Genomic DNA, 21,587 nt, shown 5'->3' on the forward strand with positions numbered 1-21,587 from the left:
CAAAATAATTTTTAAAAATGTTTTAGAATTCGTAGCGTACTATTCTAAGTTCAATCTACTATATTTTCAAATCTCTTCCTTGCAAAATTTTTTAAATCTCCTGTAAAAAAACTAAATCAAATCTCCCCTTAGCTCGACCCAAGGGGAGATTGGTAGGACTACGCTTAAGCACATCCTTAAGATTAAATTTTGGAGATCACTCAATAAAGAAACTATTTAACAATCATATAATGAGCATCTCTTATTTTATATTTTTCTAGATTAATAATCGTTTGATTTTTATCAGTAATATCATATTTTACCAGAGAATCATTAAATAAAAAATAATAGATGTTGTCTTTAAATGTAAAATATGGTGCAATATATTGCTCTGTACTAAAGCCTTCTAAATGAATAATATCTTTTTCTAAATTGTCTAGATTGACTGTAGTAAAGGAAAATTCGCCATTATACAATCCCTCATTCTCTATAATCAATTGATTATTTTTAGCATCATAGTGAATATTTGTTGGATACTTTTCAGGAATATCGATATAATTCTTGTTTTGACTCTTTAAATCAAAAACCAATAATTTATTTCCTGACTTATATTCTCCATCAGAATTACGCCCACTAAGTGCTTCCACAATATACAAGACATCATCTACATTAACCATTCTCATATATGCTGATGTTTCGTCCAGATTATATTTTTCGACGATGTTGAATTCTTTATCCATTTTCCAAATTTCGGCATTAGGAACTTGAGTAGACAAATCCAATGTGGTTACAAGTAAGTATAAATAATCATCTACAATAACAAACTGTTGACTGGCATTCAGCTGACCATCATTTTTCACGGTAACATTAGTGACAACCTCTAAATTATTATCATATTTATAAAATTCAATTCTATCTGTAAAGACAGCAGTCGCATATAAATAATCCCCATCTGTTATAGATGCGTATGCATCATTTCCTTCTGCTAATTTAAACGTTTCACTTAAATTTTCCTTATTAATTCTAGATACATATCTTTTTAGAGCAGGTGTGTCTTTTGTTTTTGCAGTTGAATAGGATCCTGCTTCCGAAAAACTTTCTGCCCAATAGATATATTTTTCTTTTCTCGCTATATTATCCTTGAACTCATTTAAATCATAATCATCAAAGACAGCTATTTTATCGCTATCCCAGATAGCCATTTTATAATCATCTACTGAATTTAACTTATTTGACTGGCAGGCACTTAGACAAATAAGGCAGAAACAAGCACTTATTAACATCAACATGAAGTTTATGGCTCTTTTATTTCTTTTCAATACCATACTGATTTGCTCCTATATATTAATATCGTTTCTCTCGATTTAAGTAGCTCAAACGGATGGATAGCAGAACCCCAATCCCAAGTACCAATATCTACTCCTGTTACATCTTTATACCCTGCCCAAACTAACTGAGAACAATAAAATTTACTTCTAGTATTAATATTGAAAAATTCATAGTTATAAGGTTTTCCGATTTGTCTAGCAGCCCAATATGCAACTTTTTGATCATCTCGAATACTTGTTTTTTTAACCCCTATTTGATAAACAGTACTACCACTAAACCGACTTGTCCAATTCCCATATACAACTTGAACCCCTGATCCTGAATTAGATTCAATCGTTGCATAATAGTAAGGGTCAGCTGCTACAATTCCAGCATACCCATTGTTAAAATGAGGAGTTACCGCATATGAATCAGTTATACAAATAACACCATCTCTCCATGTACATCCTCCATGTGCAGCTCTGTCCATTGTTTTCCAGTCACCTCTGGGAGTTTCAGAATTTATATCTTCTAAAACAGATTATTCCCAAACTCTCATTTCATTTTTATCTATAGATTCCTCCATAGCGTAGACATATTCGTTAAAACCACATAATGACAAAAAAATGATACCTATACTTAATTTTTTAGTTAATTTGCTCATATTTTTTCTCCTAAATAAATCACAACTATTGGAATTACTTATCATAAACAACTCAACTGTCCATGTCAATCTCCTTCTTTCTGTTTATTTTTTATCTGTGTACAATTTTATTATACCTAAAAAAAATAATTTGTCAAAAGATTTAAAACGTTTTCAAAAAATCCTTGAACTCCATGTTTTACAGAACAGAATCTTTTATATTTTGTAATTTTTAAAGGAGCACCAAGCAATCAAGCAGAGCCTGATAAGAGTCGACTTCATAAGTTGGCTGGGCTAAGCTCTTATTTTCCAGATGATGAGGATTGTACCAGATGGTATCGATGCCAGCATTATTTCCACCTTGAATATCAGCTGACAAAGAATCACCAATCATAAGGGTCTGATTTTTATCAAAATTAGGGATACGAGCTCCAATTTTTTCATAAAATTCAGCATCTGGTTTTTGGGTATGGAGTTGTTCTGATATGAAAATTTCCTTGAAATATGGTGCGATTCCAGATTGTTCCAAACGACCTGTCTGAATATAGGTGATTCCATTTGTCGCAGCATAGAGTTCATAGCCCTTACTTATCAATTTTTTTAATAAATCTTCGACACCTGGGAAAGTCTGCCCCTGTTTTGATAGGAAAAACTGGTAGCGCTCTGCTAAGTAAGCCCCATCTTTTTCAATGCCAAAGTGAGCAAACAATTTTGCAAAACGTGTGTTAATTAACTCAGCCTTTGTAATTTTTTTCTGTTCCAAATCCTTCCAAAGAGCCTTGTTCATTGGTACATAGTAATCTTTATAGGCTTGTATATCCACTACTCCTTCTTCTTCCAAGAGTTGAGTCAGAGCTATATCCTCGGCAGCATCAAAATCGAGTAGTGTGTGGTCGAGGTCGAAGAGTAAATACTTATATTTCAAATCTAAATGCTCCTTTCTGAACATTAAGTGAGTAAAAAAATAAATAGTCATTCAAAAGATTGCATGAGCTAATTTCTATAGAACTGGCAGTATTGACTATGGTCCCAACTAGGTCTTTGGGTATCTATAGGTTTTATCTATAAACTTCACCGAGTATTAACAAAAGCCGATATTCCTATCACCTTTTAATAACCAGTTTGAATTCTTCCTACTTGAAAAGCTCCTTTAAGAGAAAAGGAGCTATCTTGTATTTTATTGGTGTACAGCTTGGGCTGCTGTGATAAGAGTAAGTTTGAAGACGTCGTCTGAATTACATCCACGAGAAAGGTCATTAACTGGTTTGTTCAAACCTTGCAATACTGGACCAACCGCTGCAAATCCACCGAGACGTTCTGCCATCTTGTAACCAATATTCCCTGCTTCAATACCTGGGAAGATAAAGACGTTTGCTTGTCCAGCAACCTTGCTTCCTGGTGCCTTAAGAGCAGCTGTTTCTGGAACGAAGGCAGCATCAAATTGCAATTCCCCATCAATTTCAAGGTCAGGACGAAGATCATGAGCAATCTTAGTTGCTTCAACAACTTTATCTACGCTTTCACCAAAACCAGAACCTTTAGTTGAATAGCTTAGCATCGCAATTTTTGGTTCGATACCGAACATCTTAGCTGTGATGGCAGAGTTAATCGCAATCTCTGCCAATGCTTCAGCATCAGGATTGATATTGATGGCACAGTCACCAAATAGGTAACGCTCAGTGCCACGAACCATAAGGAAGGCACCTGAAGTACGACTAACATTTGGGCGTGTTTTAATGATTTGAAGGGCTGGACGAACAGTTGCCGCAGTAGAGTGAATAGCTCCCGAAACCATTCCATCTACCAAGCCCATGTATACCAACATAACACCAAAATAGTTCACGTCTTTAACCAAGATTTCACGAGCTTCTTCTTCAGTCATTTTTCCTTTACGACGTTCTACAAGTGATGCCACCATGTCTTCAAATTGAGGATAATGTGCAGGATCAATCACTTCATAACCATCCATAATTCCTTCGATTTCAAGATAGATTTTAATTTTGTCAGGGTTTCCTAGCAGGACAGGGATAACTTCTGTTTCTTTTACGATGCGTTTTGTTGCTTGAAGAATACGTGGTTCTTCACCTTCAGGCAAGACAATACGTGCATTTTTACCAACTAGGTTGGCTTTTAAACTTTCAAAAACTTCCATGAGTTTTTACTCCTTTTAAGATAAATTATTATTTGATAACTGAGTAATAAGGGTGTTGAAATCATCCGGCAGTGGACTTTCCATCTCCAACTGCTCTTCAAGAAAAGGATGATAAAACGATAAGTAATGGCAATGCAGAGCTTGACGCTCTATGCCATGTTCAAGACTACCACCATAGAGGTCATCACCAAGCAAAGGGAAACCGATATGGGAGAAATGGACACGTATCTGGTGTGTCCTTCCTGTATGCAGTCGAATATCAACTAGATGAATATTGCCATAAGACTCCACTATACGATAGGAAGTATGGGCATACTTACCACCTTTTGCAACTCGTCTAGTGATAATGGAATCTTCATCACGGGCAATCGGGGCAATAATCTCACCTTGAGGTTCCAGAAACCCATCTCCTTTAACTAAAGCAAAATAACGCTTTTCAATAGCTTTCTTCTGCAACTGTTTGTCTAGTCTAGCATGGGCATACCCGTGTTTAGCAAAAAGCATGAGGCCCGAAGTATCTCGATCTAGTCTGGTTACAATGTGGACCTGTTGATTTTCGTAGTTCTGATTCACATAATAGCCCTTGATAAAGTTAGCGATGGTATTGGAATGATTGACACTAGGAATCGAGGCCACACCAAAGGGTTTGTTTAAAATCAAGAAATGATCATCTTCAAACAGAATATCCAGTGGATAATCTATTGCTTCCAGTGTCTCGAAACCTTCCTCAGGAGGAATATCGATGACAACCAAATCCCCAATATCTAAGAGATAGGTTGCATTTTGTGGATGACCGTTTACGCGAATATCTCCGCCTCGAAACTTGATTTTGGCAAGCAAACCTTTAGAAACTTCATGCTTTTTCAAAAAGGTCTTTACCTTGACGTGTTCGTCAGCAATGAACTCAAATCTCATTCATCCACCTCACCAATAAAGGCATCCTTGACACGATTCCAAAAACTGGTATGTCTTGGAGTCGCGACAAAGTGGATCTTGTGATGATCTATTTGGTATTCTATTCTTTCAATATTACGGTAAGAATAAATGCTATTATCAACCGAGATCGTATGATAGTCATTACGAGTTGGTATCAATTCTATCTTATCCTTTTTAGGCACAATGATAGAAGAACCTAAAGTTCTGAAGACACGATTATTGAGACTCGCAATTTCTGTCAATTGAAGGGCCTCAATGGTAGGATGTAAAACAGCACCACCAAGAGATTTATTATAGGCTGTACTTCCAGTCGGAGTTGAGATGGTCAAACCATCCCCTCGGAAGCGTTCAAACGGTACATGATTGATAACAACATCTACTACCATGGTTCGATCAGTTCTCCGAATACTAGCTTCGTTCAAGGCACGGAAAATCTTCACTTCACCATTTTCCAGAAAAATCTTTACATTTAAAATCGGATATGATACTCGAGCTCCAGTATCCAACTGTAAATTAGTAACCAATTGATCCAGTTCGAAATCACGATAGTCCGTATAAAAGCCTAAATGACCTGTGTGAACTCCCACAAATCGAACCTTATCCAGCTGGTCTTCATACTTGTGAAAGGCAGACAAGAGCATACCATCTCCACCAATTGAAATCACAATATCTGGATTTTTGTCGTTTAATATAAAGTTATTTTTCTTAAGTCGATCTCTTAATTCGTATAAGACTCTTTGACTTTGAGGTTTGCGGTTAGCAATTAGATCAATTCGTTTACCTGTATTCTTCATCGGTATCGTCACTATTACCTACCCCGTCATTTAACTTTCTATGCAGTGGATCAAAGAGTGCCTGTGCTTCTTGGATATCATCACGAATTTTGCTCATTTCTTCATCCAATTGGTGGGATATCCTTGCTGTAATTTCCAAACGTTTCTTAATTTCTTCTGGAAAATCTCCTTGATATTTATAATTAAGCGAATGCTCGATGGTAGCCCAGAAATTCATAGCCAAGGTACGAATCTGAATCTCCACCAGAATCGTTCTTGCCCCCTTGATTGTGTCAACAGTATACTCAATAATCAAATGGTAAGAACGATAGCCTGAAGCCTTTCGATGAGTGATGTAGTCACGTTCTTGGACAACTCTCATGTCTTGCCTCTTACGAAGAATAGCAACAACTTCGCTCACGTCATCTACAAATTGAACCATGACACGTAAACCTGCAATATCTTGCAAGTCCTGTTCCAGCGTATCATACCCAATCCCTCGACGAGCCATTTTTTCTTTAATACTTTCAATCGGTTTGACCCGACCAGTTACAAACTCAATTGGAGAATGTTTATTTTGTTTGCGGTATTGTTTTCGAATACCTCGGAGTTTTATCTTCAGCTCTCCGACAGCCTGAATGTAAGGATCTAAAAATTCTTCCCATTCTGTAATCATATATCTTTTTTATCCAATCCTCTATAAACTTCGATTTATCTAGTTTTTGATTTTCGAGGAAAAATCTTATACAATAAATACAATGCTTATTATACCATACAATCGCTTTCAAAGATAAGGAAAAAGTAAAAAAAATGAAACATTTAGAAATTGAAATGAAAACACTCCTAAACCAGGATGAATATAAAAAATTACAAACTCACTTTTCAGGAGTCACACCTATTACACAAAAAAATTACTACCTAGACACGCCTGATTTTTACCTTCGTAAGCATAAAATTGCTATGCGCATTCGTACTTTTGAAAATAGCGCTGAATTGACCATAAAAATTCCACAAAAAGTTGGAAATATGGAGTACAATCAAGATCTAAGCCTTGAGGAAGCAAACCATTGTCTTAAAGAATGTAAACTTCCACAAGGAATGATTTCTGACGAATTGACTAGCCGTGGACTTTCAACCAGTGGCTGGGTAGTTTTAGGTTGCCTAACTACTGTTCGTTACGAAAAGGAAACTCCTATCGGACTCATGGCTCTTGATCAAAGCGAATACTTTGATATTGTTGACTATGAGCTTGAATTAGAAGTAGAAGATGGTAAGCAAGGTAGCCTTGATTTCCAAGAATTTTTACAAGTCAATGAAATCCATTACAAAAAAGCTCCTTCGAAATTGGTTCGTTTTATAGAAAATATGAAAAAATACTGAAATAATCTTCTTTTTTTGATAAAATAAAAGGGATGAAAAATAATAGAATCTGTTGTAGAGAGCATTTATCACTAAAAGTGTTTTACTACAGCGATTCACTTAGTTTAAAGAGGACGGTTTATCGATGTCAGATACAAAAAACATGAAACTTTTCGCACTATCTTCCAACCAGGAAATTGCTCAAAGAATCGCAGATGCTGCAGGTGTTCCACTTGGAAAAGTATCTTCACGCCAATTTTCAGATGGTGAAATCCAAGTTAACATCGAAGAAAGTGTTCGTGGATATGATGTTTATATCATCCAATCAACTAGTTATCCAGTAAATAACCACTTGATGGAACTCTTGATTATGGTTGATGCTTGTGTTCGTGCTAGTGCTAATACCATTAACGTTGTACTTCCATACTTCGGCTACGCTCGCCAAGACCGTATCGCTTCTTCGCGCGAACCACTTACTGCAAAACTGGTTGCAAATATGTTGGTGAAAGCAGGAGTTAGTCGTGTATTGACTCTTGACCTCCATGCCGTTCAGGTTCAAGGATTCTTTGACATTCCTGTAGATAACCTCTATACTATCCCACTTTTTGCAAAACATTACTGCGATAAAGGTTTGACTGGTTCCGATGTGGTTGTTGTTAGTCCTAAAAACTCTGGTGTAAAACGTGCTCGTAGTCTTGCTGAATATCTTGATGCTCCAATTGCCATCATTGATTATGCACAAGATGATTCTGAACGCAGTCAAGGTTACATCATCGGAGATGTCGAAGGTAAAAAGGCAATCTTGATCGATGACATTCTGAACACTGGCCGCACCTTCTCTGAAGCTGCTAAAATTTTGGAACGCGATGGTGCTACTGAAATCTACGCTGTATCCAGTCATGGATTATTCGTTAATGGTGCTGCGGAGTTGTTAGATGCAACTAATATCAAGGAAATTCTGGTTACAGATTCTGTATTGACAGAAAGTAGAAAACCTAAAAACGTACAATATATCACTGCTAGCGAATTGATTGGTGATGCTATGGTTCGAATTCATGAAAGAAAACCAGTTAGTCCACTATTTAAATAGAAATTAGGTGAGTTTTTGATATATTTGGATAATGCTGCAACGACTCCGATGTCTTCAGTAGCTATCTCAGCAATGACTCAAGTCATGCAAGAAACTTATGGCAACCCTTCTAGTATTCATGGCCATGGGCGCCAAGCAGGTAAAGTATTACGAGAAGCTCGTCAAGAACTAGCAAGTTTACTAGGAACAAAGCCACAACATATAGTCTTTACCACTGGTGGTACTGAAAGCAATAATACTGCTATCATCGGCTACTGCCTTCGCCACCAAAATCGTGGAAAGCACATTATCACTACTGCGATTGAGCACCATGCTGTTCTAGAACCCATCAAATACTTGGTTGAAAATTTCGGTTTTGAAGTGACTATTTTACAGCCTGAAAATCAAGAAATTACTGCAGACCAGGTCAAAAATGCACTGCGTGAAGATACCATTTTTGTTTCTACTATGTTTGCAAACAATGAAACTGGTACACTTTTACCTATTGCTGAAATTGGTGAAGTTCTAAAAAATCATCCAGCCGTCTATCATGTCGATGCGGTTCAGGCAGTTGGTAAATTAGAGATTCTTCCCGAAAAATTGGGAATTGATTTTCTTAGCGCTTCTGCACACAAATTTTATGGTCCAAAAGGAGTTGGTTTTCTCTATGCTGCATCTACAGATTTTGACCCCTACCTTCATGGTGGCGATCAAGAGCAGAAAAAAAGAGCAGGAACAGAAAATCTTCCTGCCATTGTGGGAATGGTAGCAGCTCTAAAGGATGATCTTGAAAACCAAGAACAAAACTTTAAAAAGGTTCAAAAACTAAAAGAAACATTCTTAAAGGAAATGGCTGACACAGACTATTATCTCAATCAAGGGAAAGACCAGCTACCTTATGTCCTTAATATTGGATTCCCAGGTCAACGTAATGATCTACTACTCCTTCGTCTAGATCTTGAAGGTATTTCTATTTCAACTGGCTCTGCTTGTACTGCAGGTGTCGTTCAGGTTAGTCATGTTCTTCAGGCTTTCTACGGTGAAGAATCCCCTCGCTTACACGAATCTGTTCGCGTCAGCATTTCACCTCAAAATACAGAGCAAGAAATAATCACTCTCGCACAAACTCTAAAAGAAATCATTGGAGGTTAACTCAATGGCATTCGAAAAAACCATTAGTCTTAAAAATTGCCGTTATGATTACACACTTAGCCCAACCGTCAAAAAGTTCACTCTAAAAGATAACACTTTTTTTGAAACTAAGGTTGGTAACTATGAACTAACACGTCTTCTTGAAAAAGTTCCAAATAGTGGGGAAGGTTTCCAACTTAAGATTATCATCAACAAAGACTTAACTGGTGCAAAAATCAACATCACTGATAAATTTGGTCTACGTTTGGTCGATATCTTTAAGTCAGAAGAAACTCATATCCACCAAGAGAAATTTTACTTCTTGATGGATAGTCTTGTTGAACGTGATGTCTTTACTAAAAGCGAAAGATAGAAGGCAATCATGTTTCGATTAACTTACAAAGACACCTATCAAGTCGATCGCATTTTAGAATACGAAGATTATGAAGCACTCATGCTATCACTTTCAGGCTGTGTGACTCTTCCAGATACTACTGTCATTACTTCTCTGACCTATAATGGAAAGGAAATCTATCAGGGGCTTCTGGGAAATCTCTATCGTTTTCTATCTCACTATGATTTTACGAAGATAAGCTAAGATTTTTCTTAGTTTTTTCTTGTTTTTGTTGATTTTTTCACAATCTTTCTATAAAATAGTATTTAGAAAGGTTGTGATTTTGTGAAAGAAAAACAGTCTGCTATTCCAAAAGCAACAGCAAAGAGACTTTCTCTTTATTATCGTATCTTTAAAAGATTTCATGCAGAAAAAATTGAAAGAGCCAACTCAAAACAAATTGCCGAGGCCATTGGTATTGATTCTGCTACCGTTAGACGAGATTTTTCCTACTTTGGTGAACTGGGTCGCCGTGGATTTGGCTACGATGTCAAAAAACTAATGACGTTTTTTGCTGATCTTTTAAATGATAATTCTATTACCAATGTTATGTTGGTAGGTATTGGAAATATGGGACATGCCCTCCTCCACTACCGTTTCCATGAACGAAACAAAATGAAAATCATCATGGCTTTTGATTTGGACGATCATCCTGAAGTTGGGACGAAAACTCCTGATGGAATCCCAATTTATGGAATTTCCCAAATCAAGGATAAAATAAAGAATGCAGATGTTAAAACTGCAATCTTAACTGTTCCGAGTGTCAAGTCACAGGAAGTAGCTAATCTCCTTGTCGAAGCAGGTATTAAAGGAATTTTAAGCTTTTCACCTGTTCATCTCCAACTACCAAAAGATGTGGTAGCTCAGTATGTAGATTTAACTAGTGAATTGCAAACTCTCCTCTATTTCATGAGAAAAGAGGATTAGAAAGCGAAAGCATTTATGAAAAAACCAGTTATTGGGATTACAGGAAACGAAAAAGCTCATCCCGATGATGAGCTAATGATGAGCTATGCTGCAAAGGGCTTTGTTGAAGGAGTCAAGGAAGCTGGTGGAATTCCCATTATCCTACCAATTGGTGATCAAGAAATGGCCAGTTACTACATTGGCTTGATTGATAAACTCATTTTAACTGGTGGACAGAATGTCGATCCAAAGTTCTACGGTGAGCCTAAAACGATCGATAGTGATGACTATCACCTTCAGAGAGACATTTTTGAGCTAGCTCTGATAAAAGAAGCTATCAAACAGAAGAAACCCATTTTTTCTGTTTGTCGAGGCACTCAACTCTTTAATGTGGCTATGGGAGGGACTCTTTATCAAGACATTGAAGATCATTGGCAGGATACTTCAGCTGAGTACACAACGCAACGTTTAGTCACTGAGCCTGATACTATTCTTCGAGAAATCTATGGAGAAATCTCTCATATCAACTCTTTCCACCATCAGAGCATTAAGGATTTAGCTTCAAATCTAGAGGTTGTCGCTCATGATCCTAAAGATGGTATTATTGAAGCTGTCACAACTACTGATGATTTCCCTTACCTCGGTGTTCAATGGCATCCGGAATTTCTTTTTGAAAATCGCCCCAAAGATAAAAAACTTTTCGACTATGTCGTCAATGAACTTTAAATCAAAAACTTGCTATAACTGCAACAAGTTGGTAAATCATGAATAACATTATAATCCCTTCTACTCATGAGCTTTTTAAAGATATAGATGCTACTGTTTTCTCTTCTGTTAAGGAGAAGAGAGACGATGTTTTCTTGTCTTTTCAGGAGAAGAAAATTGATGTTTACTTTGAACTTCAAAATATTTATAGACTACTAATGGCAGAAAGTTATCAAGCTTTTTTCTAAGGATAAAGAGAACTTCGATAAATTACCTCAAAAAGAAAAACAAAAACGTCTAAAAGAACTGTCTAAGAAGGCTAGACCATTTTGTAAAAAGGCAGATGCAAGACTAAAAGGTAAATTTCGCTCCAGTTTTGTCTTTGGCAAAAATATCTTCATCCGTCCAATAAGATATTATAAAATAGAAGAATTCAACTCGATTGTTGAATTCATTGTACAAGAAAAATTGCTTGTGCCTACAATAGATCCTCTTCCTGTTATCGATATGACTCAAGTAGAATCCTATGCTAAACAAGCAATTGAGCAAGGAGCTCTAAACTATAATGAATAATCTTATATCAAGTCCGTCTTCTCGCGGTAACTAAAGTAATCAGAATGCGAGACAATTAGATGATCTAATAAGACCAAACCCATTAATTCGCAGGCTTCTTTAACAAGTTTCGTAACCTGATTATCATTTCTACTAGGCATAACAGCACCAGATGGATGATTATGAACCAGAATCACGGATGTTGCCATATGTTTTAAGGCATAGTGGAGAATTTCCCGTGGTTCAGCAATACTTCTAGTAGCTGAGCCGATAAAAATGGTTTGCTGATGAATAATTTGATTTTGTGTATTAAGATAGAGCGCCACTAGGTGCTCTTGTTTTTTATCTCCTAGCTCAGCTTGCATCTTTTTAGCTAGCCTTTGACTACTGAGGATACTCTCTGCCTCAATGGTTTCTTGTTTGTGAATACGACTTCCCAGCTCAATCATGGCTTGCAACTCAATAGCTTTCACTCTACCGATACCTGATAAACTCTGTAATTCTTGCAGGGTCATTTTTTTCAAATCAGTTAAGCAACTTAATTGATTCAATACTTTTTGCGCGATTTCAAAAACAGTAGATTGACGAGTCCCCGTTCTTAGCAAAATAGCCAATAATTCCTGATTACTCAGAGTTTCTACTCCTTCTGTCACCAGGCGTTCTCTTGGCAAGAGCGAATCTTCTTGAAATGAAATACTATACATAAAAATCCTCCTCACTTTATTATTCGTGAGAAGGACGGTAAACCAGATAAAATTTATCTATTTTTAAATATTTTCAAGAGCAAGGCGCAAATCTTCAATCAAATCATCAACATTTTCAAGACCGATTGAAAGACGGATTTGATTTTTAGCTACGCCTGCTGCTTCTAAATCAGAATCAGACAACTGAGCATGAGTTGTAGTTGCTGGATGAACTACCAATGATTTTGCATCTGCCACATTGGCAAGGTTTGAAAAGATTTCTAAGCTGTCAATCACTTTACGTGCTTCTGCTTCTCCACCTTTAACGTGGAAGGTAAAAATTGATCCGACCCCTTTAGGTAGGTATTTTTCAGCCAAAGCATGGTAAGGGCTATCGGCTAATTTTGGATAATTAACTTTTTCAACTTTTGGATGGTTCACAAGGAAATCAACGATTTTTTCAGCATTTTGAACATGGCGTTCAACACGGAGAGAAAGTGTTTCAAGTCCTTGTAGGAGTAAGAATGAGTTAAATGGTGAAAGGGCAGCTCCCATATCACGAAGCAATTGCACGCGAGCAGCAACGATAAAGGCTGCTGCACCTACATCTCTAGTGTAGCTTAAATTATGGTAGCTTGTATCTTCATTGACAAATTGAGGGAATTTCCCTGAAGCAGCCCAGTCAAACTTCCCACTATCAACGATAACACCACCGATTGTTGTACCATGACCACCGATAAACTTAGTTGCTGAGTGAACCGAAATGTCTATACCATGAGAAAAGACATTGATAAGATAAGGTGTTGCAAAGGTATTGTCTGCGACCAAAGGAATCTGATGTTTATGAGCAATTTCAGCTATTTTTTCAATATCAGGAATGTTGATAACTGGATTACCCAAAGTTTCAATCAAAACAAGTTTGGTATTATCTTTAATAGCTGCTTCCACTTCTTCTAAATTGTCAATATCAACAAAAGTTGTGGTGATTCCATAGCGGGGAAGGGTTTCTTTCAAAAGGTTAAAGGTCCCACCGTAAATAGTTGAAGCTGCAACAATATGGTCTCCTGCGTGAGCAAGTCCAAGGATAGTATAAGTAAGAGCTGCCATTCCAGAAGCTGTGGCAAGTGCACCAACTCCGCCTTCTAGCGCTGCAATACGCTCTTCAAAGGCTGAAGTTGTTGGATTGGTAATACGAGTATAGATATTTCCAGCTTTTTGAAGGGCAAAAAGGTCTGCACCCTCCTGTGTATCTTCAAATACAAAAGATGTTGTTTGATAAATAGGGACAGCACGAGACTTGGTAGTAGCATCTACCACTTGTCCTGCATGCAATTGTAGGGTTTCAAATTTAAATTCACGAGTCATCATCAGACCTCCAAAGATTTCATTAAATTAATTGTATCATCTATGGCGGTCAGTTTCAAATAAAACTTTATTATATAGGATAAGAAATAGCTATGGCATTTATTAGAATTGAAAAACTTTTTTCAGATAGTTTAAAAAGTTTGTATTCGCTATTCCTATACTTTATAATGAATATAAAGGAGAAGACTATGTCAGAAATTACACATGAAATTGATTCAAACTTCGCTGGTCGTTTAAACATTTTACGTGCTGGTGTGCTCGGAGCCAATGACGGGATCATTTCCATCGCTGGAGTTGTTATCGGGGTTGCCAGTGCAACCAGTAATATCTGGATAATCTTTCTTTCAGGTTTGGCTGCCATCTTAGCGGGTGCCTTCTCTATGGCTGGAGGTGAATATGTTTCAGTATCCACTCAAAAAGACACAGAGGAAGCCGCTGTAGCCCGTGAGCAATTACTTTTGGATAAGGATATCGAAGCCGCAAAGAAATCTCTCTATGCTGCTTATCTTCAAAATGGTGAGTGTGAAACTTCAGCTCAACTTTTAGTCAATAAAGCTTTTCTTAAAAATCCACTTAAAGCCTTAGTTGAGGAAAAATACGGAATCGAGTATGAAGAGTTTACAAATCCTTGGCATGCTGCAGCATCTAGCTTCATCGCTTTTGTTCTTGGTAGTTTACCACCAATGCTTTCCATTACCATCTTTCCAAGTGACTATCGAATCCCTGCTACTGTTTTTATCGTTGCGATTTCTCTATTGATTACAGGTTACACCAGTGCCAAACTCGGGAGAGCCCCAACTAAAACAGCTATGATTCGTAACCTTTGTATCGGTCTTTTGACCATGGGAGTTACCTATCTATTGGGTCAGTTGTTTAGTATTTAAGTTAAAAATTGACGCTGAGCAAAAACTAGCTTTAAAATAAAACCACACAGTGATTTCAGTCTTGAATTCCATCAAGAAGAAAGAAATACTGTGTGGTTTTTTGAACAATAGATATTTTAGAGGCTAGATTTTTGACTAATTTTGTGAGATTCATAGTCATGAAGATGAATCCTATCTCTGTTTCGACTGCTTGTTTGTTTCTAACACGCACTCTTCAAAGCAACAATTAATCTATGCTCTACCATTTTCAGGGTTCATTTGAACGATTTTATGTCCATAGAACACTTAAAGAGCATAGGCGAACAGTGCATCTTCATAAGCATAGTTGGATGAAATCTAGGGTAACCAGTATGAGAATTTTCCTATAGAAACATTTGACTTGGGATACTGTCAACAAATAAACTAATCATTTAATATTCATGAGTTGTTAGAATATCACAGAACAGAATTACTTCCAAACTTAGCTGATTTATGTTATAATCTGTAACCATTACCAACTTAAAGACGCAATCATCAAGATAAGATACTAGAATTAAAAATTGACTTTTTTCTATCAAAACAGGCAAATAAATCGCAATCACTTACTTTTTTCTTTAAAAGATTCATATATTTTTTTATATAAGTCTTTTATATCTTTTTTCTGAGAATTCAACTCTTCTTTACCATAGTCAAAATTTGCTACTACAAATCCCTCGTCAGCATTAGAAAAAGTAAAAAATTCTATTTCAATGAGTTTATTATGCTTAGAGTCCTCTATAGTGTCTCCTAAATTATTATTAAATTGCTTCACTTCTTCTTCACGAACTCCGAACCCAAAAGCAGCTCCATTTGCAATGATGTTTGAAAATACTTCTTCTGAAGACGCTACTTCTTTCACAGTTATGAAGTATGTGGCCTCTTCTGTTTCTACTTGTCTCACTTTATTCCATTTTTCTGTATCACCAGAAGAAACCGTATAAACTGTTAACTCCAGTGTTGGTTTAATGGTATTTTCTTTTATGATCATTTGTTTTCCAAAAAAGAAGAAGGCAAGTAACCCAGCTACAAAGATCAAAGCAATATAAATTATCTTTTTCATACATTATCCCCTATATCTTTCATATCAATGATCACATCAACTTTGTTATAGACAGCTGGATCATGCGTCGCTATTATAACATATTTGTCTTCATCTCTTTCATTTAATAATAAACGAATGATTTCTTTTCCAATCTCACCATCTAAAGCTCCTGTGGGTTCATCTGCTAAGATAATTTTACGTGGTTTCATTAACATTCTGGCAATAGCTACACGTTGAGCCTGCCCTCCAGACAATTCATATATTTTTTGATGTAAATAGTCGCTCGACAGTCCTACTTTTTCAAGTACATCAGTTATTATTTTTTTGTCTTTAGTGATAAGTTTCAGATTATCATATACTGTTTTGTTTTCGATTAAAGAATAATTCTGAAATACATATCCAACAGTATTTTTAAAGAAGGTTCTTTCTTTTATCTTCCAAATATCCTGTTTATCAACTAAAACGTTCCCACTATCAATTTTTTCTAATCTTCCTATAATATTAAGAAGAGTACTTTTACCAGAGCCAGAACCTCCAATCAATGCATAGCTTTTCCCAGATTCAAATGTTAAATTTAAGTCTGTAAAGATCTTTTTTGAGCCAAAACTTTTTGAAACGTTCAAAAGGTCAATTGTCATGTTTCATCTCCTTTTAAAATTTTAGTATAGCTTTCAGATAATTTTTTAAAACTCATGATTATTGACAATATCAAAACCAGCAGAGAAGTAAGACCAATATATAGCAGCTCTATTTGCCCTGTCATAAGAAATGTAAATAGAATAACCATTGTAATAGCCATCATAAAATACTTGAGGCTTGAAATTGCTATAGATGTTTTTGACAGACCCAAAATGATTTTTTTCACATATTCATTCTGTTTTAGGGCAATATAAAGTTGGACATATTGATAAATGAGTATAAAGACAATACTGTAAATTATCTTCTGCAAGATTTGTGACAGTAGAATTTGGTGCTCTAAGGATTGGATCTTCAACTTCACAATTTGGTAAACATCTACTGGATTCATTGAAACATTCAACTGGGTAGCCATCTCATTTATTTTCTTTACCGCCTCAGGACTAAAAAGAGATTTAATTGTTATATTACTAGCCAAAGAAAACTTGTTATTTTCAATCATTTTGTCCGTATCTAACACAACAACAATATTATCTTTACTATCTGCTACACTTGCGATCGGTAAAAACTCTTTCATTTTATGATTATCATCAGCATCCTCATTGAAATAAAAAATTTTTTCACCATCAGGAATTATTTGTACTGCAAGTTCTTCTTTTGTATAGTTTGTTCCAATAAATTGTTCTGCTACAACTGTATTCTCAATAGATTTCTGGTTTTCTTTCCATTTTTCAGGAATATAGATGGTTGCTATCTTATTATCTAAAAGATGATAGTTTGTTCCATTCACTTTATTTTGTAGGTTAGCACCTGTTTGATTGATATAAATCAGATCTTTATTTATTTCTGGGTTCGTTATTCCATCATTTTCTAATTGTTTAGAAAAGTCTTCTAAAGCATGAGATGTATCTGGAACATAGGCCGAGGATCGTTCTATATATAAATAATCTAAGTTTTTTAAGGAAGCAGCTATCTGTAGATACTGACCATCCGAATCACTTACTTCTCCATTTTTAGCAGAGTTATTTTCAATTCCAAGGAACTCAATCCTTCTCCAGTCTTTTACTGTGTCCCATGGTACTAAATTCTGTATCTGTATGTTAATACTGGATTGGCTACTCTTTGTTTCTTGTAAAAAAATTCCTGATACAACGATAATAATCGAAATAATGGCAAGCCATACGACAAAAATAAGCTTGTTTTTGGCCTTGTTTTTGATAATTTCAATGGGCTTTTCAATCTGAATCGTCAACCAAAATAAAACAAAGGTGATGAGATCAATGATTTGAAATAGTATAAAATTCGTTAAAAGCAGAGAGAAAAATAACTTAGAACTATAGGTGAAGAAACCATTTCCCAAAAAAGAACTGTAAAAAATCATCAAAAAAGCCATCATAATCAGTTCAAAAATAAGAGAAATGACATACTCTCTTCTAAGGTCGTATACAGGCAATCCCAAAGACCGTCGTATCACTCCTTCTTTAATCTGCCTCGTCCTAACAACAAATAAAACAACTAATAAAGTTAAGTAAATGGAACCCATTAACAGTATTCTTAAAGTTCCAGTGAATTGTAAGATTCCTCCTATATACCAAGGATAAGTCATATATACAGTTTGCAGTCCTGTCATCGTAAGTGGTTTCAAACTGTTTACATCCATTTCCCCAAGGGTGTAATACATCCCTATTATCGGTACTGACTTTAACTGTTCATTGTTTGCATCATCGAAATTTACATACTTCAACTGACCCGAACTCTGAACAATCGGCTTGTAAATGGTAACTTTTTCCGTTTTTGATAGGTCACGAATCATTTCGTAAATTTCGTTATTGGAAAGATTGCTTTTTCCTTGAATAGAAAAAGCACCATCAATTGGTAAAGGTATAGGAGTTTCGGTATCGCTGATAGTGACCAGACCAATTGCAGCGATCAAACAAAAGAAAAATCCAATGATACATAATTTTAATTTCATAGGCACTTACCATATTACAAAAGACTCCATCTTATAATTGGGTCTCTTGTTTTCATAAATTATTTTTAAAATCTATAATAATCCCAATATGCATTTAATCGAACATCGTTCCAAGATTTTTTCTTGAAATGTCTATCAATAATCTTTTTTATCGTGAACTTTAACGTTCCCAAAATATTCGTTGGGGTTAATACTATGATTCCTTGACAAACACTTCTTATTATATTTGAACAATCTTGCGATAACTTCTTGAAGTAATCATAAAGATTAGGACATAGACTAAAGCAAAGATACCACAAATGGAAAGTGTTACACTTAACATCATAGCTGTATCCACACCACCAATAACCTTGAGAATCAAACTCAACATGTGATAGGCAAAAGCAAGGTGTAGGAAGGCAAAGATTACAGGGAGGAAGAAGACAGTCAAGACCTGCTTGTTAATGGTTTGCTTGATTTGTTTTTGATCCAAACCAACCTTCTGCAGGATGACAAAGCGTTCACGGTCTTCATAACCTTCTGAGATTTGTTTATAGTAGATAACAAGTACAGTACCTATCATAAAGATGATAGAGAGGAAAATACCGATAAAGAGAACCCCTCCATAGAGAGCATTCATTTGGACAATTGCATCACTTGAACCATTACCCCCGTAAACCATAGCATCTTCACTCTTGAGATTATGGCTAAAATTATTTACATACTCATCAAAATCATCAGCTAGTTTTAACTGTTCCTCTAGACTTGCGGTGACATCCATACCACCGTAGAACTGAGTGTAGACAGCAGAATCTTGGTACTGATCCAAAAAGCTTTGAAGATCTGGTACAACTAGGTAGTTAAAATCTGAAACTAAAAGGATATAGAGATTGGAAACATGGTTAGCTAAAAAATCTTGCTGGATTTCTTGCTTGATACTATACTCCTGACTGTTAAGACTAAATGATTTCTGACCTTTTAGTTGGTCATTTTTAGCCCACAGTCCGACTTCATTATCCGTTAAATCAAGCTTTTGTCCAGTCATTTTTGCATAGTCTTTTTGATCAAATACTAGAAAAACTGTCTTAGGTAATTCCGTGATTTGTTCTTTAGTCATAATGGTTAATTTAGTTCCATCTTGACTAGAAAGGCCAAAGCTAGCATAGCTAAGAACGTCTTTATTGCTAATCGTCAAGTTCTTTTCACTGGCATATTGAGTCAATAGTTGGTCTAAATTCTCAACTTCAATATTATTTCCCTTAGCCTTAACATCGAAATCATGAGGATACATGATATTTTTTATATTTTCAGAACCGTTGTAGATACTGGTTGCTGCAGACATGGTGATTAAAACCATGGTTGAAAGGATGGTAATGGTTGCTAAACCGACAGCGTTTTTCTTCATACGAAAGATAAGGTTAGAAACAGAGATGAGGTTATTGGGTTGGTAGTAATATCTTTTGTTTTTCTTGAGTAGCTGTAAGAAAACTGTAATACCCGCATTGAATAAGAGGTAGGTCGCAACAATTACCAACAGGACGGCTATAAAGAAAGTAACAGTCGCTGAAACTGGATCTTTTACGCTTTGTGCTAGATAGTAGCCACTACCTAGTGCAATTAGTCCTAGTAAAGTTTGAAGGACTAAGAAACGTCCCTTCTTCTCCCCTTCTACTTTTTCACGAGATAGTTGCAGAGCATCCATACGGATGATACGTAGGGTATTTAGAAACACAAGGACTAAAAAGATAAGACCAAATACTAGAAGAATTGAAAGGACTACGGACCATTGAAAGGTTGCGACTAGCTCTACCTTCATCTTTGCAAGTTTAAGCAATATAGCAAAGATGAGATTGTCAAAGAGGGCACCAATGCCAATCCCAGAAGTCACTGTTACTAAACCAAATATCAGGAGCTCCTTGAAGGTCATACCAATTAAATGGCACTTTTCTAGTCCCAACATACCATAGACACCCAGTTCTTTTGAGCGATTTTTCATAACAAAACTATTGGCATAAAGGACGATAATGGCTGACGCAAGGGTGACGACAAACATACCAAATCCTAGAGTAGTTTGAATGGTGGATCCTCCACGGATTTCCGCAATCTTGGGATTGAAGGTCAGAGAGTAAAAGAGATAGCTGATAGTAACTGCCAAAATGACTGCCAAAGCAAAGGGATAATAGAGTTTGCGGTTTTTGATTAAGTTGGATATGGCCAGCTTATTGGTTAATCGAAACATACTAGTTCACCTCACTTGCCATAACAGTCAAGGTGTCAGAGATTTCTTGGAACATCTGACGATCCGTCTTTTCACCTCGATAAATTTGATTATAGAGAATACCGTCCTTGATGAAAAGAACACGTTTTGCACGGCTGGCCGCAGCTGTTGAGTGGGTCACCATGAGAATGGTTTGCCCTTGTTCATTGATCTGATCAAAGATATCAAGGAGAGCTGCAGACGATTTAGAGTCTAGGGCACCTGTTGGCTCGTCCGCAAGAAGAATTTCTGGTTCTGTGATGATAGCCCGTGCAACTGCTACCCTTTGTTTTTGCCCTCCAGAGATTTCATAAGGGTACTTCTCCTGCAATTGATTGATGCCAAGATTTTCGGCCGTCACGACCAATTTTTTCATCATTTCTGTTATAGGCTTTCTAGACAATACCAAAGGGAGTAAGATATTGTCTTTAACAGAAAGCGTATCTAACAAATTGAAGTCTTGGAAGACAAAACCTAACTTTTCACGACGGAAGCTTGATGCTTCAGTATTTTTAATGGTAGCTGTGTCAGTTCCATTTAGGAAGACCTGACCACGAGTTGGTTTGTCAAGCATGGCGAGAATATTGAGTAGGGTTGATTTCCCAGAACCAGACTCACCCATGATAGCGACGTAGTCGCCTTTTTCAACTGTAAAGTGAATATCTTTCAGGGCTTCTACTTGGTTGCCTTGAAAGCGAGTTTTATAAATCTTTTGAACGTGTTTTACATCTAATACTGTCATTTTAACTTCTCCTTTTTAATATCCCATTAATTGAAACTGAGCTTGCATCATTTCGATGCCGATTTGAACTCGCTCGATATCCTTTGGACTCGGCTTACTTGT

The 21,587-nt window shown here is 36.3% G+C and carries 24 protein-coding genes and 2 pseudogenes; 9 read left to right on the plus strand and 17 right to left on the minus strand.

All coding sequences use genetic code 11. The annotated features are described in order from the left end of the window. Positions 1–212 precede the first annotated feature (212 nt). From ADF68_RS03330 to ADF68_RS03360, 8 genes are all read right to left on the minus strand, one after another. Positions 213–1,304 carry a hypothetical protein gene (locus ADF68_RS03330; protein ID WP_239665529.1) on the minus strand — a complete coding sequence of 364 codons (1,092 nt, stop codon included), beginning with the start codon at positions 1,302–1,304 and terminating at the stop codon, positions 213–215. Continuing rightward, complete coding sequence (locus tag ADF68_RS03335) at positions 1,295–1,777, minus strand: YiiX/YebB-like N1pC/P60 family cysteine hydrolase (RefSeq protein ID WP_053090648.1); 483 nt, start codon at positions 1,775–1,777, stop codon at positions 1,295–1,297. The genes ADF68_RS03330 and ADF68_RS03335 overlap by 10 nt, the downstream gene beginning before the upstream one ends. A gap of 51 nt (positions 1,778–1,828) precedes the next feature. Beyond that, on the minus strand, positions 1,829–1,951 hold the full coding sequence (locus ADF68_RS11565) for a hypothetical protein (protein ID WP_261674326.1): 123 nt from the start codon (positions 1,949–1,951) through the stop codon (positions 1,829–1,831). 211 nt (positions 1,952–2,162) lie between these two features. Beyond that, positions 2,163–2,855, minus strand: a complete 693-nt coding sequence (locus tag ADF68_RS03340) for a YjjG family noncanonical pyrimidine nucleotidase (protein ID WP_049548635.1) — start codon at positions 2,853–2,855, stop codon at positions 2,163–2,165. A gap of 252 nt (positions 2,856–3,107) precedes the next feature. Then, positions 3,108–4,082 (minus strand): phosphate acetyltransferase, encoded by a 975-nt coding sequence (pta, locus tag ADF68_RS03345; RefSeq protein WP_049548636.1) that lies wholly within the window; start codon positions 4,080–4,082, stop codon positions 3,108–3,110. 15 nt (positions 4,083–4,097) lie between these two features. Then, on the minus strand, positions 4,098–4,997 hold the full coding sequence (locus tag ADF68_RS03350; protein ID WP_049548637.1) for an RluA family pseudouridine synthase: 900 nt from the start codon (positions 4,995–4,997) through the stop codon (positions 4,098–4,100). Beyond that, complete coding sequence (locus ADF68_RS03355; RefSeq protein ID WP_049503348.1) at positions 4,994–5,812, minus strand: NAD kinase; 819 nt, start codon at positions 5,810–5,812, stop codon at positions 4,994–4,996. The genes ADF68_RS03350 and ADF68_RS03355 overlap by 4 nt, the downstream gene beginning before the upstream one ends. Then, on the minus strand, positions 5,796–6,467 hold the full coding sequence (locus tag ADF68_RS03360) for a GTP pyrophosphokinase (protein WP_049529686.1): 672 nt from the start codon (positions 6,465–6,467) through the stop codon (positions 5,796–5,798). The genes ADF68_RS03355 and ADF68_RS03360 overlap by 17 nt, the downstream gene beginning before the upstream one ends. 134 nt (positions 6,468–6,601) lie before the next feature. Between ADF68_RS03360 and ADF68_RS03365 the strand changes: the two genes are divergently transcribed. From ADF68_RS03365 to ADF68_RS11380, 8 genes are all read left to right on the plus strand, one after another. Then, positions 6,602–7,171 (plus strand): CYTH domain-containing protein, encoded by a 570-nt coding sequence (locus ADF68_RS03365; protein ID WP_049548638.1) that lies wholly within the window; start codon positions 6,602–6,604, stop codon positions 7,169–7,171. Between the two features lie 124 nt (positions 7,172–7,295). Then, positions 7,296–8,240 (plus strand): ribose-phosphate diphosphokinase, encoded by a 945-nt coding sequence (locus ADF68_RS03370; RefSeq protein ID WP_049526337.1) that lies wholly within the window; start codon positions 7,296–7,298, stop codon positions 8,238–8,240. A gap of 15 nt (positions 8,241–8,255) precedes the next feature. After that, on the plus strand, positions 8,256–9,371 hold the full coding sequence (locus tag ADF68_RS03375; protein WP_049548639.1) for a cysteine desulfurase family protein: 1,116 nt from the start codon (positions 8,256–8,258) through the stop codon (positions 9,369–9,371). A 4-nt stretch (positions 9,372–9,375) separates the two neighbouring features. Beyond that, positions 9,376–9,723 carry a DUF1831 domain-containing protein gene (locus tag ADF68_RS03380; protein ID WP_049526341.1) on the plus strand — a complete coding sequence of 116 codons (348 nt, stop codon included), beginning with the start codon at positions 9,376–9,378 and terminating at the stop codon, positions 9,721–9,723. 9 nt (positions 9,724–9,732) lie between these two features. Further along, positions 9,733–9,948 (plus strand): DUF4649 family protein, encoded by a 216-nt coding sequence (locus ADF68_RS03385; protein WP_049548640.1) that lies wholly within the window; start codon positions 9,733–9,735, stop codon positions 9,946–9,948. Between the two features lie 81 nt (positions 9,949–10,029). Next, the gene (locus tag ADF68_RS03390; protein WP_000660647.1) at positions 10,030–10,671 is read left to right on the plus strand and encodes a redox-sensing transcriptional repressor Rex; all 642 of its coding nucleotides are present in this window, start codon (positions 10,030–10,032) and stop codon (positions 10,669–10,671) included. Positions 10,672–10,686: 15 nt separating this feature from the next. Beyond that, positions 10,687–11,376, plus strand: a complete 690-nt coding sequence (locus ADF68_RS03395; protein WP_049548641.1) for a gamma-glutamyl-gamma-aminobutyrate hydrolase family protein — start codon at positions 10,687–10,689, stop codon at positions 11,374–11,376. Between the two features lie 38 nt (positions 11,377–11,414). Next, positions 11,415–11,603 carry a hypothetical protein gene (locus tag ADF68_RS11380; RefSeq protein WP_239665530.1) on the plus strand — a complete coding sequence of 63 codons (189 nt, stop codon included), beginning with the start codon at positions 11,415–11,417 and terminating at the stop codon, positions 11,601–11,603. 327 nt (positions 11,604–11,930) lie between these two features. Here the strand turns inward: ADF68_RS11380 and radC are convergent, their stop codons facing one another. Further along, positions 11,931–12,611 carry a RadC family protein gene (gene radC, locus ADF68_RS03405; protein WP_049548642.1) on the minus strand — a complete coding sequence of 227 codons (681 nt, stop codon included), beginning with the start codon at positions 12,609–12,611 and terminating at the stop codon, positions 11,931–11,933. Positions 12,612–12,674: 63 nt separating this feature from the next. After that, entirely contained in the window at positions 12,675–13,955 is a 1,281-nt protein-coding gene (locus ADF68_RS03410; protein WP_049548650.1) for an O-acetylhomoserine aminocarboxypropyltransferase/cysteine synthase family protein, read from the minus strand. A 188-nt stretch (positions 13,956–14,143) separates the two neighbouring features. Between ADF68_RS03410 and ADF68_RS03415 the strand changes: the two genes are divergently transcribed. Continuing rightward, positions 14,144–14,839 (plus strand): VIT1/CCC1 transporter family protein, encoded by a 696-nt coding sequence (locus ADF68_RS03415; RefSeq protein ID WP_049548643.1) that lies wholly within the window; start codon positions 14,144–14,146, stop codon positions 14,837–14,839. Here the strand turns inward: ADF68_RS03415 and ADF68_RS11685 are convergent. The 7 genes and pseudogenes from ADF68_RS11685 to ADF68_RS03440 form a co-directional block, all read right to left on the minus strand. After that, positions 14,813–15,053: pseudogene (locus ADF68_RS11685) on the minus strand (IS5/IS1182 family transposase); the annotation flags it as partial. The gene ADF68_RS03415 and the pseudogene ADF68_RS11685 overlap by 27 nt on opposite strands. 74 nt (positions 15,054–15,127) lie before the next feature. Then, positions 15,128–15,330, minus strand: a pseudogene (locus ADF68_RS10380) (IS5/IS1182 family transposase); the annotation flags it as partial. An 86-nt stretch (positions 15,331–15,416) separates the two neighbouring features. Beyond that, a complete protein-coding gene (locus ADF68_RS03420; protein ID WP_049548644.1) occupies positions 15,417–15,917 on the minus strand; it encodes a hypothetical protein in 501 nt (166 codons plus the stop codon). Then, a complete protein-coding gene (locus ADF68_RS03425) occupies positions 15,914–16,537 on the minus strand; it encodes an ATP-binding cassette domain-containing protein (protein WP_049548645.1) in 624 nt (207 codons plus the stop codon). Before ADF68_RS03425 ends, ADF68_RS03420 begins: the two co-directional genes overlap by 4 nt. After that, entirely contained in the window at positions 16,534–18,507 is a 1,974-nt protein-coding gene (locus tag ADF68_RS03430) for an ABC transporter permease (protein WP_049548646.1), read from the minus strand. The genes ADF68_RS03425 and ADF68_RS03430 overlap by 4 nt, the downstream gene beginning before the upstream one ends. 220 nt (positions 18,508–18,727) lie before the next feature. Further along, positions 18,728–20,725, minus strand: a complete 1,998-nt coding sequence (locus tag ADF68_RS03435; protein WP_049548647.1) for an ABC transporter permease — start codon at positions 20,723–20,725, stop codon at positions 18,728–18,730. Position 20,726: 1 nt separating this feature from the next. After that, entirely contained in the window at positions 20,727–21,485 is a 759-nt protein-coding gene (locus ADF68_RS03440; RefSeq protein WP_049548648.1) for an ABC transporter ATP-binding protein, read from the minus strand. Positions 21,486–21,587 lie beyond the last annotated feature (102 nt).

Source organism: Streptococcus pseudopneumoniae, assembly GCF_001068775.1.
In the GTDB taxonomy this organism is placed as follows: domain Bacteria; phylum Bacillota; class Bacilli; order Lactobacillales; family Streptococcaceae; genus Streptococcus; species Streptococcus pseudopneumoniae_N.